The organism is Streptomyces sp. NPDC051172, from assembly GCF_040682555.1.
Taxonomy (GTDB): Bacteria; Actinomycetota; Actinomycetes; order Streptomycetales; family Streptomycetaceae; genus Streptomyces.
Genome location: NZ_JBFBBE010000024.1, coordinates 44,037 through 63,928 on the forward strand (window position 1 = coordinate 44,037; position 19,892 = coordinate 63,928).

At 71.0% G+C, this 19,892-nt stretch carries 15 protein-coding genes and 1 pseudogene; 6 read left to right on the forward strand and 10 right to left on the reverse strand.

Annotation, left to right across the window (positions count from 1 at the left end):
• The first annotated feature begins 4 nt into the window (after positions 1–4).
• Both AB0N07_RS17105 and lgt read left to right on the forward strand, forming a co-directional pair.
• On the forward strand, positions 5–772 hold the full coding sequence (locus AB0N07_RS17105) for a thioredoxin domain-containing protein (protein WP_365835665.1): 768 nt from the start codon (positions 5–7) through the stop codon (positions 770–772).
• A 106-nt stretch (positions 773–878) separates the two neighbouring features.
• Positions 879–1,889 (forward strand): prolipoprotein diacylglyceryl transferase, encoded by a 1,011-nt coding sequence (lgt, locus tag AB0N07_RS17110; protein ID WP_365835667.1) that lies wholly within the window; start codon positions 879–881, stop codon positions 1,887–1,889.
• Between the two features lie 54 nt (positions 1,890–1,943).
• On the opposite strand, the gene AB0N07_RS17115 is transcribed toward lgt, so the two are convergent.
• From AB0N07_RS17115 to AB0N07_RS17150, 8 genes and pseudogenes are all read right to left on the reverse strand, one after another.
• Positions 1,944–2,774, reverse strand: coding sequence for a CoA ester lyase (locus tag AB0N07_RS17115; protein WP_365835669.1), 831 nt, complete (start codon positions 2,772–2,774; stop codon positions 1,944–1,946).
• Entirely contained in the window at positions 2,771–2,920 is a 150-nt protein-coding gene (locus AB0N07_RS17120; protein WP_365835671.1) for a hypothetical protein, read from the reverse strand. Before AB0N07_RS17120 ends, AB0N07_RS17115 begins: the two co-directional genes overlap by 4 nt.
• Entirely contained in the window at positions 2,917–4,107 is a 1,191-nt protein-coding gene (locus AB0N07_RS17125) for a CoA transferase (RefSeq protein WP_365835673.1), read from the reverse strand. The genes AB0N07_RS17120 and AB0N07_RS17125 overlap by 4 nt, the downstream gene beginning before the upstream one ends.
• A gap of 140 nt (positions 4,108–4,247) precedes the next feature.
• Positions 4,248–4,529, reverse strand: a pseudogene (locus AB0N07_RS17130) (PfkB family carbohydrate kinase); the annotation flags it as partial.
• Positions 4,526–5,977: an ADP-ribosylglycohydrolase family protein gene (locus tag AB0N07_RS17135; protein WP_365835675.1), complete on the reverse strand. Its 1,452-nt coding sequence runs from the start codon at positions 5,975–5,977 to the stop codon at positions 4,526–4,528. The gene AB0N07_RS17135 and the pseudogene AB0N07_RS17130, both read right to left, overlap by 4 nt.
• Positions 5,965–7,131 carry an ADP-ribosylglycohydrolase family protein gene (locus AB0N07_RS17140; protein ID WP_365835677.1) on the reverse strand — a complete coding sequence of 389 codons (1,167 nt, stop codon included), beginning with the start codon at positions 7,129–7,131 and terminating at the stop codon, positions 5,965–5,967. The genes AB0N07_RS17135 and AB0N07_RS17140 overlap by 13 nt, the downstream gene beginning before the upstream one ends.
• Before the next feature lie 8 nt (positions 7,132–7,139).
• The gene (locus AB0N07_RS17145; RefSeq protein WP_365835679.1) at positions 7,140–8,639 is read right to left on the reverse strand and encodes an ADP-ribosylglycohydrolase family protein; all 1,500 of its coding nucleotides are present in this window, start codon (positions 8,637–8,639) and stop codon (positions 7,140–7,142) included.
• A complete protein-coding gene (locus AB0N07_RS17150; RefSeq protein WP_365835681.1) occupies positions 8,636–9,706 on the reverse strand; it encodes an ADP-ribosylglycohydrolase family protein in 1,071 nt (356 codons plus the stop codon). The genes AB0N07_RS17145 and AB0N07_RS17150 overlap by 4 nt, the downstream gene beginning before the upstream one ends.
• A gap of 274 nt (positions 9,707–9,980) precedes the next feature.
• On the opposite strand from AB0N07_RS17150, the gene AB0N07_RS17155 reads away from it, so the two are divergent.
• The 3 genes from AB0N07_RS17155 to AB0N07_RS17165 all read left to right on the forward strand — a co-directional run bounded on the left by AB0N07_RS17155 (position 9,981) and on the right by AB0N07_RS17165 (position 17,174).
• Entirely contained in the window at positions 9,981–10,712 is a 732-nt protein-coding gene (locus AB0N07_RS17155; protein ID WP_365835683.1) for a VIT1/CCC1 transporter family protein, read from the forward strand.
• Between the two features lie 404 nt (positions 10,713–11,116).
• The gene (gene gltB / locus AB0N07_RS17160) at positions 11,117–15,718 is read left to right on the forward strand and encodes a glutamate synthase large subunit (RefSeq protein ID WP_365835685.1); all 4,602 of its coding nucleotides are present in this window, start codon (positions 11,117–11,119) and stop codon (positions 15,716–15,718) included.
• Complete coding sequence (locus AB0N07_RS17165) at positions 15,711–17,174, forward strand: glutamate synthase subunit beta (protein WP_365835687.1); 1,464 nt, start codon at positions 15,711–15,713, stop codon at positions 17,172–17,174. Before gltB ends, AB0N07_RS17165 begins: the two co-directional genes overlap by 8 nt.
• Before the next feature lie 144 nt (positions 17,175–17,318).
• Here AB0N07_RS17165 and AB0N07_RS17170 read toward each other — a convergent pair whose 3' ends face one another.
• Together AB0N07_RS17170 and AB0N07_RS17175 are read right to left on the reverse strand one after the other, a co-directional pair.
• Positions 17,319–17,981, reverse strand: coding sequence for a hypothetical protein (locus AB0N07_RS17170; protein WP_365835689.1), 663 nt, complete (start codon positions 17,979–17,981; stop codon positions 17,319–17,321).
• Between the two features lie 56 nt (positions 17,982–18,037).
• Positions 18,038–18,949: a rhomboid family intramembrane serine protease gene (locus tag AB0N07_RS17175; protein WP_365835691.1), complete on the reverse strand. Its 912-nt coding sequence runs from the start codon at positions 18,947–18,949 to the stop codon at positions 18,038–18,040.
• 133 nt (positions 18,950–19,082) lie between these two features.
• Here AB0N07_RS17175 and AB0N07_RS17180 point away from each other — a divergent pair, with 133 nt between their 5' ends.
• Positions 19,083–19,808: a VWA domain-containing protein gene (locus AB0N07_RS17180; protein ID WP_365835693.1), complete on the forward strand. Its 726-nt coding sequence runs from the start codon at positions 19,083–19,085 to the stop codon at positions 19,806–19,808.
• The last annotated feature ends 84 nt before the right edge of the window (positions 19,809–19,892 follow it).

Consider the following 19,892-nt stretch of genomic DNA (forward strand, 5'->3'; position numbering starts at 1 on the left):
GGGTGTGAGCGAGAAGAACCGAGACGGAAAGCGCACCGCACGGGAGCGGCTGGCGGTCGAGCGTGAGAAGCAGAAGGCCGCGGAGAAGCGACGGCGGACGCTGATCGTGGGCGCGAGCGTCGTCTGCGTCCTCGGCCTCGCGGCGGTGATCGGGGTGGTCGCCGCCAATGCGGGCAAGGACAAGGACAAGAGCTCGGGCCCGGTCGTGGCGCCTTCCGGGGCACAGGGCAAGGACGGCCTCGCGATTGCCGTGGGCAAGGAGGGCGCCAAGCAGACGCTCACCATCTGGGAGGACTTCCGCTGCCCGGCCTGCCAGGCCTTCGAGACGGTGTACCGCCCGACGCTGCATGAGCTGACCGACTCCGGCAAGCTCAGAATCGAATACCACCTGGTCAGGCTCATCGACGGCAACCTCGGCGGCACCGGCTCGCTGCGCGCGGGCAACGCCGCCGCCTGCGCGCAGAACGCCGGAAGGTTCCGCGACTACCACGACGTGCTCTACGAGAACCAGCCCAAGGAGACCGTCGACACCTTCGCCGACAACGCCAAGCTGATCGACCTGGCGCGCAAGGTGGGCGGCCTGGACACGGCTGCCTTCCGCACGTGCGTCGACGGTGGCAAGCACGACAGCTGGGTCGACAAGTCGAACGCCGCGTTCAAGGCGGGCCGTTTCAGCGGGACCCCGACCGTGCTGCTCGACGGCAAGAACATCTACCAGGACCAGACGCTGACACCGGCGAAGCTGAAGCAGATGGTGCTGGCGGCGAAGTAGGCCAGGCCCAGGCCCAGGGGGTAAGAGTTTCACGCCCGCCCGTTATGGACCCGTAGCCGGGCTGCTTGCCGTCGGCCCGGCCCGGCACGGTAGCGTCGACTCTGCCATGGAAGAACTTGCCTACATTCCGAGCCCGTCGCGCGGGGTGCTGTACCTCGGCCCCATCCCGCTGCGCGGCTACGCATTCTGCATCATCATCGGCGTCTTCGTCGCCGTCTGGCTCGGCAACAGGCGCTGGATCGCCCGGGGCGGGCGAGCCGGCACGGTGGCCGACATCGCTGTCTGGGCGGTGCCCTTCGGCCTGGTCGGCGGTCGCCTCTACCACGTGATCACGGACTACGAGCTGTACTTCAGCCAGGGCCGTGACTGGGTGGACGCCTTCAAGGTGTGGCAGGGCGGCCTGGGCATCTGGGGTGCGATCGCGCTCGGCGCGGTCGGCGCGTGGATCGGCTGCCGCCGCCGGGGCATCCCGCTGCCCGCCTACGCCGATGCCATCGCCCCCGGTATCGCCTTCGCGCAGGCGATCGGACGCTGGGGCAACTGGTTCAACCAGGAGCTGTACGGCAAGGAGACCCACGTTCCCTGGGCGCTGCACATCACGTCCTCCGCGGACGGCCGCGTACCCGGGTACTACCACCCGACGTTCCTCTACGAGTCCCTGTGGTGCATCGGCGTCGCGCTGCTCGTGATCTGGGCCGACCGCCGCTTCAAGCTGGGACACGGCCGGGCGTTCGCGCTGTATGTCGCCGCGTACTGCGTGGGCCGGGCATGGATCGAGTACATGCGCGTCGACGACGCCCACCACATCCTGGGCCTGCGGCTCAACGACTGGACCGCGGGGATCGTGTTCCTGCTCGCGGTGGCGTACATCGTGGTGTCGGCGAAGAAGCGGCCCGGCAGGGAAGAAGTGGTCGAGCCGGGTGCCGCGGAGGAAGCGGCCGAGGCCGACGGCGATGCCGCCGTGGCCCTCGACAAGGACGAGACGGACTCCTCGGCGGCGAAGCCGGACGCGGAGGGCTCCGCAGTGGAACCCGAAGAACCCGCAGCAGGCGGGGCCGCCGAGGACGCGGCGGAGGACAGCACGAAGGACAGCGCCGAGTCGGCCAAGAAGAGCTGACCGGTCGTACGTCGAGGAGGGCGCCCGGGCCACGAGGTCCGGGCGCCCTCGTCTTCAGTTCCGGCGGGCGAGTGACAGCGTGCGGTGCGCTGCCGTCACCATCGCCGCGTCGATGAACCTGCCGTCCGGCAGGGCCTGGGCGCCCTGCTGGGTCATCGCCGCCTTGACGATCGTCTCGGCCTCCTCGACCTCCCGCTCCGTGGGGAGGTAGGCCCGCTCGATGATGGGGAGTTGGCGGGGGTGGATGGCCGCGCGGCCCAGGAAGCCCAGAGTGCGGCCGTGGGCACAGGAGGCCGCCAGGCCCTCCAGATCGCGGATGTCCGGGTGGACCGACTGCGGTGCCGGGGGCAGGCCCGCAGCCCGGGCGGCGACGACGATCCGGGAACGGCACCAGTCGAGGCCGGCGTCCTCGCGTACCCCAAGGTCGGCCCGGAGGTCCGCCTCTCCGAGGGCGATACCGCGCAGGGCGGGGTGGGCGGAGGCGATGGCATGGGCCTGCTCGACTGCCAGGGCGGATTCCAGGAGGGCGTACAGAGCGGGCGCGCCTTCGGCGGCGGGCGTGGAGCGTGCAGCGGTGCGGATGATCTGCTCGGGGGAGGTGACCTTCGGCAGGCGCAGCCCCGAGAGGCCGGGCCGCCCGGCCACCGCCTCCAGGTCCCGGGACGCCAGCGGGCCGTCCAGGGCGTTCACGCGGACGTGCACCGGGACCGGCTGCGGGGCGGAGAGCAGCTCGGCGGTGGCCGCGCGCGCGTACTCCTTGCGGTCCGGGGCGACCGCGTCCTCCAGGTCGATGACGACGACGTCGGCACCGGCGGTCAGAGCCCTGGCGACCACGTGGGGGCGGTCGCCGGGGGCGTAGAGCCAGGTGAGCGGGGGCGCTGTCATACGGCGCCCTCGTCGCGCGGGGTCGTCTGTTCGGTCGGGGTGAGGCGGAGGCTGGTCAGGGCGGTCTGGGTGTGGGCGCCGTGGGGGCGGCCTGGCCGGTGGGTTGGGGCGGGGGCGGTGGGGCGGAGGAGGAGGTTCTGCGTCATACGGCGCCCTCCTCGCGCAGGGTCGTCTGTTCGGTCGGGGTGAGGCCGAGGCCGGTCAGGACGGTCTGGGTGTCGGCGCCGTGAGGGCGGCCTGGCCAGCGGATTGCGCCAGGGGTGGCGGAGAGGCGGAAGAGGACGTTCTGCATGCGCAGGGGGCCCAGGTCGGGATCGTCGACGGTGGTGATCGTGTCCAGGGCCGCGTACTGCGGGTCGGTCATCACGTCCTGTACGTCCTGGACGGGTGCGACCGCGGCCTCGGCCTTCTCGAAGGCCGCGAGGACCTCGTCGCGGGTGCGCTCGGCGATCCAGCTGCCGACCGCCTCGTCCAGGACGTCGGCGTGCCGGGCGCGGTCGGCGCCCGTCGCGAACCACGGTTCGTCGATCAGCTCCGGGCGGCCCACCAGGCACATGACGCGTTCCGCGACCGACTGCGCCGAGGTGGAGACGGCCACCCAGGTGCCGTCGGCGGTGCGGTAGGTGTTCCGGGGCGCGTTGTTGGCGGACCGGTTGCCGGTGCGCTGCTGCACGTAGCCCAGCTGGTCGTACCAGGTCGGCTGGGGGCCGAGGACGGTCAGGATCGGTTCGATGATCGCCATGTCGACGACCTGGCCCTCGCCGGTACGGTCGCGGGCGGACAGCGCGGTCATGACGGCGTAGGCGGTGGCCAGACCGGCGACGGAGTCGGCGAGGCCGAAGGGCGGCAGCGTCGGAGGTGCGTCCGGTTCGCCGGTGATCGCGGCGAAACCGCTCATGGCCTCGGCGAGGGTGCCGAAGCCGGGGCGGTGCGCATACGGGCCGAACTGGCCGAAGGCGGTGACCCTGGTGAGGATCAGACGGGGGTTGGCGGCGGACAGCTCCGCCCAGCCCAGGTCCCACTTCTCCAGCGTGCCGGGACGGAAGTTCTCGATGACGACATCGGCGGTGGCCACGAGACGCAGCAGGGTGGAGCGGCCGCCCGGCTTCGACAGGTCGAGGGTGATGGTCTGTTTGTTGCGGCCGAGGAGCTTCCACCAGAGGCCGACGCCGTCCTTCGACGGGCCGTGGCCACGGGAGGGATCGGGCTTCGCCGGGTGCTCCACCTTGATGACCTCCGCGCCGAAGTCGCCGAGCATCGTGGCGGCGAGCGGCCCGGCGAAGAGGGTGGCGAGGTCGAGGACGCGCAGGCCGGTGAGCGGGGCTTCGTTCATGACGCGAACTGCGCTTCGCTCTCCGGGCGGCACGGCATCGACGTCGACGCGCCGGGCCGCTGGACGGAGAGCGCCGCGGCCGCGCCCGTCGGGTCCGGGCCGAGGGTGACGACCACCTCCGGCACCTGGTCGAGCAGGGCCGCGGTGCCGGAGGAGCCTTCGGCGGTACGGAGAAGGTCGGTGTCGACGCCGGAGTCTTCGAGGGTGGAGCGGAGACGGGTGCCGAAGGCGTCGTTCCCCACCGCGCCGATCATCGAGACGGTGGCGCCCGCGCGGGCCGCGGCGAACGCCTGGTCGGCGCCCTTGCCGCCGGGGATCGTACGGAACTCCCGTCCCGTGACGGTCTCTCCGCGCTGCGGGGCCTTCTCGACGTAGGTGACGAGTTCCGTGTTCCTGCTGCCCGGTACGACGATGTGGGTCATGGGCGGGATGCCTCCCGGTGGGTGAGGTGGGCCAGGGCGTCGAAGCCGATGCCGTTGAAGTCGCCGACGGAGGTGGCCAGTCGGTTCTTGAGGGGGGTGGTCCAGCGGTCGGGCAGGGCGAGGGGGTTGCCGGTGAGGAGGGCGGCGATGCTGCCTGCTGTGGCGCCGTTGGAGTCCGTGTCCCAACCGCCCGACACGGCAAGGCAGATGGAGCCGGAGAAGTCGCCGTTCGCGTGCGTGAGGGCGGCGGCGATCAGGGCCGTGTTGGGGACGGCGTGGACCCAGTGGTGGGTGTCGGCGTGGGTGGCGTGGAGCTCGTCCACGACGGTGTCGAAGTCGTCGTGTTTCTCAGCGAGTTGGATGGCGTGGCGGACGGCTCGGGCCAGGCGGGAGCGGGGTGGGATCACCGTCAGGCCGGTGCGCAGACAGGCGTGGACGTCATGGGCGGCGGTGGCTGCCTGCGCGATGGTGGCTGCCGTGAACATCGCCGCGTAGACGCCGTTGGCGGTGTGGGTGAGGGTGGCGTCGCGGTGGGCCTGTTCCGCCGCGGCGGCCGGGTCGCCGGGGTTGGTCCAGCCGTGGACGTCGGCTCGGATGAGGGCGCCGATCCATTCGCGGAAGGGGTTGCGGTGGCGGGCCGTGTGGGGTGGTTCCAGGCCGAGGAGGAGGTTGCGGTAGGCGATGCGTTCGGCGGTGAAGGTACGGCCGGCCGGGAGTTCCGTGAGCCAGAGCTCGGCTACGTCGGTGGGGGTGAAGTGTTTGCCGTGGCGCCTGAGCAGGAGGAGGTTGAGGAGGGGGTAGTTGAGGTCGTCGTCCTCGGGCATGCCGTCGATGTTCTCGGCGAGGGAGGTTGTTGCCGAGCGGCGGTTCCAGGGGTGTTGCGAGAGGAGGTCTTCTGGCACGCCGCGGGCTGTGAAGTAGGTGTTCAGGGGCCAGTTGCCGGTGGCTTGGGCCAGTTGGCGGATGGCTTCCAGGGGGAGTTTCTCCACGGGTTTGCCCAGGAGGCAGCCGACGGCTCGGCCCAGCCAGGCGGCTTCCAGACGGGCCTGGGTGGGAGGCGCTGTCGGGGGCGTTCCGCTTGCCCGCGCCGGCGGGGTGCCGCTCTCTTCGGGCCGGGAGCCGCCCCCGCGGCACGACTGCCCGCAGCTACCGAGGCTTTCAGAGCTCGGCCAGTCCGGGCACTGGGATTTGATCCCTGCCAGGTCCGTTGGTTCGGCGTCCGCCAACTTGCTTGGCAGGTCCGCCAGTTCGTCAAGCAAGTCCTTTGCCAGCAGCCGTAGATAACGCGACGCCGGTTTCGTTGACGCGCCTGCGTGCAGGGGGGCCTCCGTGCCGCCGGCGGCACGCCATCTCGCTGCGATCGCCGATGGCTCGCGGCCGTCCAGGGCCGCCTGGCGTAGTTCGTGGCCGATCAGGTCCTCCGGCTGGACCCAGGTCAGTCGGAGCATCTTGGGTCTCCGATGGTCGTGAACGCCGACTCGTGGGCTCTGCGGCGGTGTACGTCCCGTTCGAAGATCTCGCGGGTTACGGCGGTGAGGGTCGTCGCCGGTTGCCACAGGTCCAGGCGGCTTGCCTCCGCCACCGGCTTCGACCAGTCCTCCGGGACCGGCGAACCCAGGGCCCCGCCGAGCGCGCCGGTCATCGCCGCGATCGAGTCGCAGTCGCGGCCGTAGTTCACGGCGCCCAGGACCGCGTGGCGGTAGTCGCCGCGGGAGACCAGCAACATGCCCAGGGCGACGGGGAGTTCCTCGATGGAGTGGAGGCGGGACGGGCGGCGGGCCCCGAGGGAGGGGGTGCGGTAGTCCGGGCCGACCGTGTCGTAAGGGGCGACTGCTTCCCGTAGCGGAATCAGGGCCGATTCGAAGTCCGTGTGAGGGGACGCCGCCTCACAGACCTTCTCGATCGCCGTGCGGGTGCCGTCCTTCGCGAGGGAGAGAGCCGTGGTGACGACCGAGTCCGGGGTTGCCCCGGGGGTGGTCGCCGCGGCCACCGCCGCCGCGAAGACACCTGCCGCCTCGCGGCCGTACGACGACTGGTGGGCGCCCGCGATGTCGATCGCCTCGGCGTAGGCGGCCGTGGGGTTGGCCGCGTTCACCAGGCCCACCGGGGCCATGTACATGGCCGCGCCGCAGTTGACGATGTTGCCGACGCCGGCCTCGCGGGGGTCGACATGCCCGTAGTGGAGGCGTGCCACCAGCCACTTCTCCGCGAGGAAGATGCGGTGCAGGGGGAGGGCCTCCTGCTCCAGTTCCGGGATCCAGCGGGGGGTCGTCATCAGGTCGGGGACCAGGTGGTCGGCGATCGCGTGGGCGTCGAGATGGGCGCGGACCCGGTCATAGACCCGGATCAGGGCGTGCGTCATCAAGGTGTCGTCGGTGACGTGGCCGTCGCCCTTGTGGTACGGCGCGAGGGGGCGGGCCGTGCGCCATGCGTCGCCGTTCCAGGGGCCGACGATGCCGTGGACGCGGCCGCCGTGGCGTTCGAGGATCTGGTCGGGGGAGTAGCCCTCGACGGGGCCGCCGAGGGCGTCGCCCACCGCCGCGCCCACGAGGGCCCCGGTGATCCGGTCCTCGAGGCTGGTTCTGGGGTTTTTGGGCCTCATGGCCCGAATCATCCTCCTGGTGGGGCCGGTTGTGTGGCTTCCAGGAGTTCGGCGAGTTCCACCAGGTCGGTGCCGGTGAGGCGGGGGAGTGCGCAGCCGGAGAGGGTGCGGCAGGCTTCCCGCCAGGTGGCGGGGATCGACGCGCCGCCGCCCAGCGCGCCGGTGAGGGCGCCCGCCAGGGCCGGGGCCGAGTCGGCGACCCGGGAGAGGCAGGCCGCGGCCGGTACCGCTTCGGCGATACGGCCGTTCGACGCGGCGGTCAGGGCCAGGGCCACGGGGACCGTTTCGGCTGCGGCGATGCCGTAGCTGTAGACGTGGTCGACGATCTGGTGTTCCAGGAGGGGGACCAGGGTGAAGGCGGTCTCGGCGTCGGCGGCCAGCCTGAGGGCGTGGCGCGCGTTGCGGCCGATCTCCGTGGTCTCGGGGAGCTCGGAGAGGGCCGCATCGACGCAGGTCTCGACGTCCGCGCCGACCAGCGCGAGTGCGAGTGCCGCCGCCATGGCCCGGGCGCCGTGCACTCCGTCGCCGTCCTGGGTGTAGCGGGCGTCGAACTCGGCCAGGTCCGCGGCGAGTCGGGGGGCACCGGGGTGGGCCACGGCGAGTACGCAGGCCCGTACGCAGGCCGCGTCGTCGAAGTAGTGTGGGTTGTCGTGGCCGGTGGCGGGCGGGCGCAGGCCGGTGGCGAGGTTGCCGAGGCCGGCGCGTACGGAGATACGGGCGCGGAGGGGGAGGACGGCGGACTCGACCTCCGGGGCGCGGTCCGCTGCGGCGGCCACCTCGCTGGCGAGGGCGTTCCAGGTGAGGTCGATGGCGGCTCTCGTACGGCGTTGTCGGCTGAGGTCGGCGAGGGCGGAGTCGTCGCCGGCGCGCAGGAGTGCCTCTGCGGCGAAGGCCGCCCACTCGGCGTCGTCGGAGGGGCCGAGACGGAGGGGTTCGGGGGGTTGGTTCAGGGCGATGGGGACGGGGAGGGTGGTGGTGGCGTTCTGTTCGGCGAAGGTGTCGAGTTCGCGGGTGAGGCGGCGTGTCCACTCGGGCATACGGGCTGCTCGGTGGCGGGCGGCGGGCCAGCCGGCGGCGTCGCCTGCAGCCAGGCCGAGCAGAAGCCCGACGGTCCTTCCGACCCGGGCGGGGCCCTGCGGGTGCCGGGGCTCGGCCGCCTCGGCTTCGCCATCGGCGGATTGCTTCCCACCCGCACCGCCCGTGCGACTTTCGTCGGCGGGTGTGGGTGGTCCCTGTGGGGGGTTCGCGCCGTTGGCGGCTGCGGGGTTGCCTGTGCGGGGTTTGTGGTCGGGTGCGGGTGGCCCCTGTGGGGGGCTTTCGCCGTTGGCGGCTGCGGAGTCGGCCGTGCGGGGTTTGTGGTCGGGTGTGGGTGGTCCCTGTCGAGGGGGCTCGACGCCGTTCGCCGTGGGGGTGGCTGGGTGGGCTTCCGCCTCGGATGCAAGTGGCTCCTGTGGGGCGGGTTCGGTCGGCTCCGGCGTTCCCTCGTTCCAGGGGGCGGGCGGGCTCATCCGGACGTCTCCGTCCCGTCGGGTGCGGCCGGAGTCAAGGCGGTCAGAGCCCTTGCGGCCGCGGCCGCACCCTCGTCCGGGACCAGTAGGTCCGCCACCTCCAGTACGTGGTGGCCCGCCATGGCCGGCAGGCAGCTGCCCCGGGCCGGGCCGATGGCCGTCGCCCAGGCCGGGGGGATCGCCGAGATCCCCTGGGTCGCTCCGGCCAGTGCGCCCGCCACCGCTGCCGTCGTGTCCGCGTCCCGGCCCATGTTGACCGCAGTGAGCACCGCGTCGCGGAAGTCGCCGTCCGCCGCCGCGTAGGCGCCGAAGGCCAGGGCGACCGCCTCGGGGGCCAGGTCGGTCCAGGGGTAGCCGCCGATGACGACCGCCGAGCGGACCGCCCGTTCGCCGCGGTGGGCCACCGCCACGGCCCGGCGCAGCGAGCGGGCCGTCCAGGAGTCGTCCGGGACGACGGCCAGGGCGGAGGCCACGACGGCGATCGTCGGTGCGCCCGCCATCGCCGCGGCCACCCCCGCCGCGACCGCCTGGCCGCCGTAGATGCCCTCGCCGTCATGGCTCACCGAGCCGTCGATCGCCGCCAGCCGGGCCGCCTCGGCGGGGCGGCCCGCGGCGAAGACGCCGAAGGGCGCCGCGCGCATGGCCAGGCCGTCGCTCCAGGCGTGGCGGTGCTGGGCCGAGATGGGGGCGGCGAGGCCGCGGCGGAGGTTCTCCAGGGTGCCGCGTTCGCTGAAGCCCGCGCCCCGGAAGGGGCCTTCGTCGCGGTCCGCGATCCATTTGTGCCAGGCCGCTTCCACGTGGGAGGGGGTGAGTGCCGAGCCGTGCCGGGCCAGCAGCAGGCCGGAGAAGATCGCGTACTCGGTGTCGTCCGTGCCGGCCGGCTTGTCCGTCACATAACCCGTGATGCGGCCCCAGCGGGCACGGATCTGCGACGGCTTCAGGTTCTCCGCCGGGGCCCCGAGCGCGTCCCCGACGGCCAGGCCCAGCAGCGCGCCGCGCGCCCGCTCGCGGAGGCCGGTGGCGTTTCCGGGCGACGGGACCGGGGGAGTGCAGGCGATCGATGCCATACGCGGCCTCTCCGGGAGGGGGCTCGCACAGGGCGCGAACCCTTTGCCCATGTGTCCCACCGTCGGCGGTTGACCTGCGCCTGGGACAGAGCCATGTCACCCGGTCGACATCTGTGCGCAGACGCGCACGAGTGAGCACGGAGAGGTAAAGCTGCAGGTTAGCCGAGCCTTTCCTTGCTGGCGGGAGGGGAATTCGGGGCGTAGGTTTCCTGTTGTCGAAGAGTAGAACTTGTCCAAAGTTAGCTTTGGCTTAGCTTCCCTGGGGGATCCCGCAATGGCGATCATCGAGACCGAGGCCGCGCTGCACGTGGCGCACCGCGACAACCACACCCACCGGGATGTGAACGGCGGCTGGCTGCGACCCGCGGTCTTCGGTGCGATGGACGGGCTGGTCTCCAACCTCGCGCTGATGACCGGCGTCGCGGGCGGGGCCGTGGCTCAGCAGACCATCGTGCTGACCGGGCTCGCGGGGCTCGCCGCCGGTGCCTTCTCCATGGCCGCCGGGGAGTACACCTCCGTCGCCTCGCAGCGTGAGCTCGTCGAGGCCGAGCTGGATGTGGAGCGGGCCGAGCTGAGGAAGCACCCGGCGGACGAGGAGGCCGAACTCGCGGCGCTCTACGAGGCCCGGGGCGTCGAGCCGGAGCTGGCGCGTGAAGTGGCCCGGCAGCTGTCGAAGGACCCCGAGCAGGCCCTGGAGATACACGCCCGTGAGGAGCTCGGCATCGACCCCGGGGACCTGCCCTCGCCGCTCGTCGCCGCCGTGTCCTCGTTCGGTTCCTTCGCGCTGGGCGCCCTGCTGCCCGTACTGCCGTATCTGCTCGGTGCGACCGCGCTGTGGCCGGCCCTGCTGCTCGCGTTCTTCGGGCTGTTCGCCTGTGGTGCCGTGGTGGCCAAGGTGACCGCGCGGAGCTGGTGGTTCAGCGGGTTCAGGCAGCTCGCGCTGGGCGCTGCGGCGGCCGGTGTGACGTACGCCCTGGGCATCGTGTTCGGAACGGCCGTAGGATAGGGCGGCTACAAGTTATGCGTTGGGCCGCATAAGTAGCCGTTACTCGCTGGTTTCGAATGCTTAACCACCGGGCATGAGCCGTAAGCGCTGTGGGCAATGAGGCCTGCCGCGCATCCACGGGAAGGGCGACGCAGCCCTCCCCGTGTTTCGGGCCGATGGACACTGATCTGTCCCACTCGGTCCCCCATAGCTTCCACCGCAGGCGCGGTACCCGCACTGCAGCCGCGCGGTGTCCGCATGCTGGAACGGAATATCCCGATTCCCGAGAACCGCTCCATCATGTAACCTGCACGAAATTTTGCACCCAGCAGAGGGCCAACGTCGTCCCTCGGCAATCTGCTCCCCCAGAGCCTTAAGAGCCTGGGAGGGGCCCCCAGCCACTTGAGACGACGACGGGAGAGCCGATGCGTACGCCGCGCCAGCCGTCCCAGCACTCCGCGAATGGCCAGAACTGGTCCTTCATGGATGCTCGCCCTGCTGCGCAGGGTATGTACGACCCCCGCAACGAACGCGACGCGTGCGGCGTCGGCTTCGTGGCGACCCTCACCGGCGAGGCGTCCCACACCCTGGTCGAGCAGGCCCTGACGGTGCTGCGTAACCTGGAGCACCGCGGCGCCACCGGCTCCGAGCCCGACTCGGGTGACGGCGCCGGAATCCTCTCCCAGGTTCCCGACACCTTCTTCCGTGAGGTGGCCGGATTCGAGCTGCCCGCGGCCGGTGCCTACGCCGTCGGTATCGCCTTCCTGCCGGAGGACGGCACGGCCGAGGCCACCTCACAGATCGAGACGATCGCCGCCGACGAGGGCCTCGCCGTCCTCGGCTGGCGCGAGGTCCCGGTCGCGCCCGAACTGCTCGGCGCCACCGCCCGTTCGACGATGCCCGCCTTCCGGCAGATCTTCGTCACGGACAACGCCGCTGTGCCTGCTACGGGCATCGCCCTCGACCGCAAGGCCTTTGTGCTGCGCAAGCGCGCCGAGCGTGAGGCCGGTGTCTACTTCCCGTCGCTCTCCGCTCGCACGATCGTCTACAAGGGCATGCTGACCACCGGCCAGCTGGAGCCCTTCTTCCCGGACCTCTCCGACCGCCGCTTCGCGTCGGCCATCGCGCTGGTCCACTCGCGCTTCTCCACGAACACCTTCCCGTCGTGGCCGCTCGCGCACCCCTACCGCTTCGTCGCGCACAACGGTGAGATCAACACCGTCAAGGGCAACCGCAACTGGATGGTCGCCCGCGAGTCGCAGCTGGCCTCCGACCTCTTCGGCGAAAAGGGCCTGGACCGGGTCTTCCCGATCTGCACGCCGGACGCCTCCGACTCCGCGTCCTTCGACGAGGTGCTCGAACTCCTGCACCTGGGCGGCCGTTCGCTGCCGCACTCCGTGCTGATGATGATCCCGGAGGCGTGGGAGAACCACGACTCCATGGACCCGGCCCGCCGCGCCTTCTACAACTTCCACTCCACGATGATGGAGCCCTGGGACGGCCCGGCCTGCGTCACCTTCACCGACGGCAAGCAGGTCGGCGCGGTCCTCGACCGCAACGGCCTCCGCCCCGGCCGCTACTGGGTCACCGACGACGGCCTGGTCGTCCTCGGCTCCGAGGTCGGCGTCCTCGACATCGACCCCTCCAAGGTCGTCCGCAAGGGCCGCCTCCAGCCCGGCAGGATGTTCCTCGTCGACACGGTCGAGCACCGCATCATCGAGGACGACGAGATCAAGGCCGGCCTCGCCGCCGAGCACCCGTACGCCGAGTGGCTGGAGGCCGGGGAGATCGAGCTCTCCGACCTGCCCGAGCGCGAGCACATCGTCCACACCCACGCCTCGGTCACCCGCCGCCAGCAGACCTTCGGTTACACCGAGGAGGAGCTGCGCGTCATCCTCGCGCCAATGGCCAAGGCCGGTGCCGAGCCGATCGGTTCGATGGGTACGGACTCGCCGATCGCCGCGCTGTCCAGCCGGCCGCGGCTGCTCTTCGACTACTTCACCCAGTTGTTCGCGCAGGTCACCAACCCGCCGCTGGACGCGATCCGCGAGGAGCTCGTCACCTCGCTGCGCTCGTCCCTCGGCCCGGGGAGCAACCTGCTGGAGCCGACGGCCGCTTCGTGCCGCTCGGTCACCCTGCCCTTCCCGGTCATCGACAACGACGAGCTGGCCAAGCTCATCCACATCAACGCCGACGGCGACATGCCCGGCTTCAAGGCCGCGACCCTCTCCGGCCTGTTCCGGGTCTCCGGCGGCGGTGACGCCCTCGCCGCGCGCATCGAGGAGATCTGCGCCGAGGCCGACGCGGCCATCGACAACGGCGCCCGGCTGATCGTCCTGTCGGACCGTCACTCGGACGCCGAGCACGCGCCGATCCCGTCGCTGCTGCTCACCGCGGCCGTCCACCACCACCTCATCCGCACCAAGCAGCGCACCCACGTGGGCCTGCTGGTCGAGGCCGGCGACGTCCGCGAGGTCCACCATGTCGCGCTGCTCATCGGCTTCGGTGCCGCGGCGGTCAACCCGTACCTGGCGATGGAGTCCGTCGAGGACCTGGTCCGCGCGGGCACATTCCTCTCGGACATAGAGCCCGAGCAGGCCATCCGCAACCTGATCTACGCCCTCGGCAAGGGTGTTCTGAAGGTCATGTCCAAGATGGGCATCTCGACGGTCGCCTCCTACCGCGGCGCCCAGGTCTTCGAGGCCGTCGGTCTCGACGAGGCCTTCGTCGAGAAGTACTTCAACGGCACGGCCACCAAGATCGGCGGCGTCGGCATCGACGTCATCGCCAAGGAGGTCGCCGCCCGCCACGCGAAGGCGTACCCGGCCTCCGGTATCGCGCCGGCCCACCGCGCCCTCGACATAGGGGGCGAGTACCAGTGGCGCCGTGAGGGCGAGCCGCATCTGTTCGACCCGGAGACGGTCTTCCGCCTCCAGCACTCCACGCGCACCGGCCGCTACGACGTGTTCAAGAAGTACACCGAGCGCGTCAACGAGCAGTCCGAGCGGCTGATGACGCTCCGCGGCCTCTTCGGCTTCAAGTCGGACCGTCCGTCGATCTCCATCGACGAGGTCGAGCCGGTCTCCGAGATCGTCAAGCGCTTCTCCACCGGCGCCATGTCCTACGGCTCCATCTCGCGCGAGGCGCACGAGACGCTCGCCATCGCCATGAACCAGCTGGGCGGCAAGTCCAACACCGGTGAGGGCGGCGAGGACCCGGACCGTCTCTACGACCCGGCCCGGCGCAGCGCCATCAAGCAGGTGGCCTCCGGCCGCTTCGGTGTGACCTCCGAGTACCTGGTCAACGCCGACGACATCCAGATCAAGATGGCCCAGGGCGCCAAGCCCGGCGAGGGCGGCCAGCTGCCCGGCCACAAGGTCTACCCGTGGGTCGCGAAGACGCGTCACTCGACCCCGGGCGTGGGCCTGATCTCCCCGCCGCCGCACCACGACATCTACTCCATCGAGGACCTGGCCCAGCTGATCCACGACCTGAAGAACGCGAACCCGCAGGCGCGGATTCACGTCAAGCTGGTCTCCGAGGTCGGCGTAGGCACGGTCGCCGCGGGTGTCTCCAAGGCGCACGCGGACGTCGTCCTGATCTCCGGTCACGACGGCGGTACGGGTGCCTCCCCGCTGACCTCGCTGAAGCACGCGGGCGGTCCCTGGGAGCTCGGTCTCGCCGAGACCCAGCAGACGCTGCTGCTCAACGGCCTGCGCGACCGTATCGTCGTCCAGACCGACGGCCAGCTGAAGACCGGTCGTGACGTCGTCATCGCCGCGCTGCTCGGCGCCGAGGAGTTCGGTTTCGCGACCGCGCCGCTCGTCGTCTCCGGCTGCGTCATGATGCGCGTCTGCCACCTGGACACCTGCCCGGTCGGTATCGCCACCCAGAACCCGACCCTCAGGGACCGGTTCTCCGGCAAGGCCGAGTACGTCGTCAACTTCTTCCAGTACATCGCCGAAGAGGTCCGCGAGATCCTCGCCGAACTGGGCTTCCGCTCCATCGAGGAGGCCGTCGGCCACGCCGAGGCGCTCGACGTCACCCGTGCCGTCGACCACTGGAAGGCACAGGGCCTGAACCTGGAGCCGCTGTTCCACGTGCCCTCGCTGCCCGAGGGCGCGGTCCGCCACCAGGTCATCGCGCAGGACCACGGCCTGGAGAAGGCGCTCGACAACGAGCTGATCAAGCTCGCCGCCGACGCCCTGGCCGCGGACTCCGCGACCGACGCCCAGCCGGTGCGCGCGCAGGTCGCGATCCGCAACATCAACCGCACGGTCGGCACCATGCTCGGCCACGAGGTGACGAAGAAGTTCGGCGGTGCGGGCCTGCCCGACGACACCATCGACATCACCTTCACCGGCTCCGCGGGCCAGTCCTTCGGCGCCTTCCTGCCGCGCGGTGTCACGCTGCGCCTTGAGGGTGACGCCAACGACTACGTCGGCAAGGGCCTCTCCGGCGGCCGTGTCATCGTCCGCCCGGACCGGGGCGCCGACCACCTCGCCGAGTACTCGACGATCGCGGGCAACACCATCGCCTACGGCGCGACCGGTGGCGAGCTGTACCTGCGCGGTCGTACGGGCGAGCGGTTCTGCGTCCGCAACTCCGGTGCGACGGTCGTCTCGGAGGGCGTGGGCGACCACGGCTGCGAGTACATGACCGGCGGTCGCGCTGTGGTCCTCGGCGAGACGGGCCGCAACTTCGCGGCCGGTATGTCCGGCGGTATCGCGTACGTGATCGACCTGAACGTCGACAACGTCAACGTCGGCAACGTCAGCGCCGTCGAGGCCCTCGACGACACCGACAAGCAGTGGCTGCACGACGTGGTGCGCCGTCACCAGGAGGAGACCGGCTCGACCGTCGCCGAGAAGATCCTGGCCGAGTGGGACACCGCCGTGGACCGCTTCAGCAAGATCATCCCCAGCACGTACAAGGCAGTGCTCGCCGCCAAGGACGCCGCCGAGCAGGCGGGACTCTCCGAGTCCGAGATCACCGAGAAGATGATGGAGGCGGCGATCAATGGCTGACCCGAAGGGCTTCCTGAACCACGGCCGTGAGGTCGCCAAGTCCCGCCCGGTCGAGGTGCGTCTGAAGGACTGGAACGAGGTCTACGTTCCCGGTTCCCTGCTGCCGATCATCAGCAAGCAGGCCAGCCGGTGCATGGACTGCGGCATCCCCTTCTGCCACAACGGCTGCCCGCTGGGCAACCTGATCCCCGAGTGGAACGACTACGCCTACCGCGAGGACTGGTCGGCCGCGTCGGAGCGTCTGCACGCGACGAACAACTTCCCGGAGTTCACGGGCCGGCTGTGCCCCGCTCCGTGCGAGTCGGCGTGTGTGCTGGGCATCAACCAGCCGCCGGTGACCATCAAGAACGTCGAGGTCTCGATCATCGACAAGGCGTGGGAGACCGGGGACGTCGCCCCGCAGATCCCCGAGCGCCTCTCCGGCAAGACGGTCGCGGTCATCGGCTCGGGCCCCGCGGGCCTGGCCGCCGCCCAGCAGCTGACCCGGGCCGGCCACACCGTCGCCGTCTACGAGCGAGCGGACCGCATCGGAGGCCTTCTCCGGTACGGCATCCCCGAGTTCAAGATGGAGAAGCGGCACATCAACCGCCGTATCGAGCAGATGCGCGCGGAGGGCACCCGCTTCCGCACCGGCATCGAGATCGGCCGCGACCTCAGGGCGACCGACCTGAAGAAGCGCTACGACGCGGTCGTCATCGCCGCCGGTGCGACGACCGCCCGTGACCTTCCGGTCCCCGGCCGCGAGCTCAAGGGCATCTACCAGGCGATGGAGTACCTGCCCCTGTCGAACAAGGTCCAGGAGGGCGACTACGTCACCTCCCCGATCTCGGCCGAGGGCAAGCACGTCGTGGTCATCGGCGGCGGCGACACCGGCGCGGACTGCGTGGGCACCGCCCACCGCCAGGGCGCGGCCTCCGTCACGCAGCTGGAGATCATGCCCCGCCCGAACGACGAGCGGAACAACGTCACCCAGCCGTGGCCGACCTTCCCGATGCTCTACAAGGTCACGTCCGCGCACGAGGAGGGCGGCGAGCGGGTCTACTCCGTCTCCACCACCCACTTCGAGGGCGACGAGGACGGCAACGTCCAGTGGCTGCACCTGACCGAGGTGGAGTTCATCGAGGGCAGGCTGACTCCGAAGCCGGGCACGGAGCGCAAGATCCCCGCCCAGCTGGTGACGCTGGCGATGGGCTTCACGGGCACCGACCGGGAGAACGGCCTGGTCGAGCAGTTCGGCCTGGAGCTCGACGAGCGCGGCAACATCGCCCGCGACGCCGACTTCCAGACCAACGTGCCCGGCGTGTTCGTCGCCGGTGACGCGGGCCGCGGCCAGTCGCTCATCGTGTGGGCGATCGCGGAGGGCCGCTCGGCCGCCCGCGGCACCGACCGCTTCCTCACGGGCGCCAGCGACCTGCCGGCCCCGATCCGCCCGACGGACCGGGCCCTGATGGCCTGACGGTCCCTCATATGCGTCCCGTACAAAGGCGTACGGGCGGGATATCTGGGGGGATACCCCCCAGACCCCCCGAGACGGCGCCTGCCCGACTGTCCCCGACCGGACGCTGGGCAGGCGTCGTTGCATGTCCGCCTCCGGGCGGGCCTACTCGTACCAGACCCCGTGAAGCGGGCCGCGCTCGGTGACGGCCCGCGCCCCGGCCGGTACGACGGCCTTGCTGCGGTCACCGCGGACATGCTGGTGGAGGGTGGGCGCGGGCAGGCCGACGGTCTGGAGCCAGCCCTTGCCGCCGACTGCGATCAGCTCCTCCGCCTGACCGGCCGGGGCCAGGTCCTTGTTGTACATCTGGCTGATCGTCCGGTCGTCGTCGGCATGGGCGAAGCGCGCCGCGTACGCGTACCGGTCGTCGTTCAGCCAGACGTACAGCACGACGGGCTTGTCCAGCACCGACCGGAACCACCGCGCCGACCGGTCGGGCGGCTCGTCGACCGTGCCGGTGGCCTCCAGCGCCCAGGCGGAGGGACGGTCGGTCAGGAGGAACGACTGGTTGTGCAGACGGTCACCGCGGACGCGGCCGCCGTAGAAGTGCACACCGACGTCGATCAGATGGCGTCGGGCCCCGGGGTCGCCGAAGGAGAGACAGGCGACCAGCGCATCGTCGGTCCGGTCGAGCCGGCCGTCGACGCGGGCCTCGGTCCAACCGGCGGTGCGCTCGCCCGGCGCGGCCGCGAAGGCGCGGTCGTCTTCGGTCAGTTCGAGTTCGTCGACGTCTTCCGGTTCGATGACGAACCACGGATGTTCGGACATGGCCGGAAGCGTACGGTCGGCCCCGTCGGCCGGACACCTGCTTTTCCCGTGCCCGGTCAGGCCGCCAGTTCCGTGGCCTTCGCGACCGTCAGGACCACAAGGAGCGCCAGCAGGGCGACGCAGGCGCCCGCCTGGACGAGGTTGCGGCGTCGGTCACGGGGTGCGTAGGCGTAGGCGAGGGTCACCACACCGCCGGCCAGCAGCCCGCCGAGGTGGCCCTGCCAGGAGGTGAGGCCCGCGGAGATCAGCAGCCACAGCAGCAGGCCCGCCATGAAACGGTTGACCTGGCTCATGTCGGCGCCCAGGCGGCGCGCCATCACGTAGTACGCCGCCCCGAGGCCGAAGATCGCGCCGGACGCGCCGAGGGTGGGGGTGTCGGGAGCGACCAGCAGCACGAGGACCGAGCCGCCGAGCGCGGACAGCAGATAGAGCGTGATGTAGCGGATGCGGCCCAGCTGGGACTCCACCACCCGGCCGATGTTCCACAGCGACACCATGTTCATCACGATGTGCAGGATCCCGAACGTGCCCCCGGTGACCGGCAGATGGAGGAACGCGCCGGTCAGCATGCGGTACCACTCACCGGCGACGACCCCTTCGGCGTGGTAGGCCGAGGGGTGGTTGGCCACCCACATGTAGTGGCCGCCGTCCGGTCCGACCAGCCCGCGGCCCAGCATCTCGAACCGGTCCACGATCGACGACCGCACCAGCTCGCCCAGATACGCGAGCACATTGAGCCCGATCAGGACGTACGTCACCATGGGCGCCGAGGTGATCCGGCCGCCGAACGCGGTACGTGCCTGCCGCACCGACCGCGCGCCCTCCTTCACGCACTCCACGCACTGGTGGCCGACGGCCGCCTCCCGCATGCAGTCCGGGCAGATGTACCGGTCGCAGCGGGTGCAGCGGACGTGGGACTCCACCTTGGGATGGCGGTAGCAGGTGGTGACGGTGGACTCGGATTCCACAGCCGGCTCCTCGGAGGGGGTGGGACGGGCGGCGAGCCGGTGGGGACGGCGGCGAACAAAATAGCGAACACCTGTGGGTGGTGGGAGCGGCGGGGCGGGCGTGACGTAACCTCGGCACGAACGAAGGGGGAGCATGGCCGCGATCAGTCTCCGCAAGATCGAGGAGACCGCGCCCGCGTTGGTCAGCCTGTACAAGAGCGCCGGGGTGTCGCTCCAGAAGCACGGGCTGGACGGGCTGCGGGCGGCGGTGTATCTCGTCGTCGACTACTCCGGGTCGATGAAGCCGTACTACAAGGACGGCAGTGTGCAGGCGCTCGCCGACCGGGTGCTGGGACTGTCCGCGCATCTCGACGACGACGGGCGCGTGCCGGTGGTCTTCTTCTCGACGGACGTCGACGCCGAGACCGAGATCGCGCTCGCCGGCCACGAGGGCCGGATCGAGCAGATCGTGGCCGGGCTCGGACACATGGGCAAGACCAGCTACCACCTGGCGATGGACGCGGTCATCGACCACTACCTCGACAGCGGCTCGACCGCCCCCGCCCTGGTCGTCTTCCAGACCGACGGCGGCCCGATCAACAAGCTCGCCGCGGAACGCTATCTGTGCAAGGCGGCCGGGCTGCCGCTGTTCTGGCAGTTCGTGGGCTTCGGGGACCCGGGCAGCAAGCAGTTCGACTTCCTGCGCAAGCTGGACGAGCTGGCGGTGCCGCAGAAGCGGGTCGTCGACAACGCAGGCTTCTTCCACGCCGGATCCGATCCGGCACGGGTGACCGACGCCGAGCTGTACGACCGGCTGGTCGGCGAGTTCCCGACGTGGCTGGCCGCCGCGCGGGCCCAGGGGATCGTGCGGCCCGCCTGAGAGCCCGTGAGCAGCGCGAGTCACTCGTACGGTGCTCCCACCGTTGGCTTACCCGGGACGCCGTGCCACCCTGAGGATGATCCG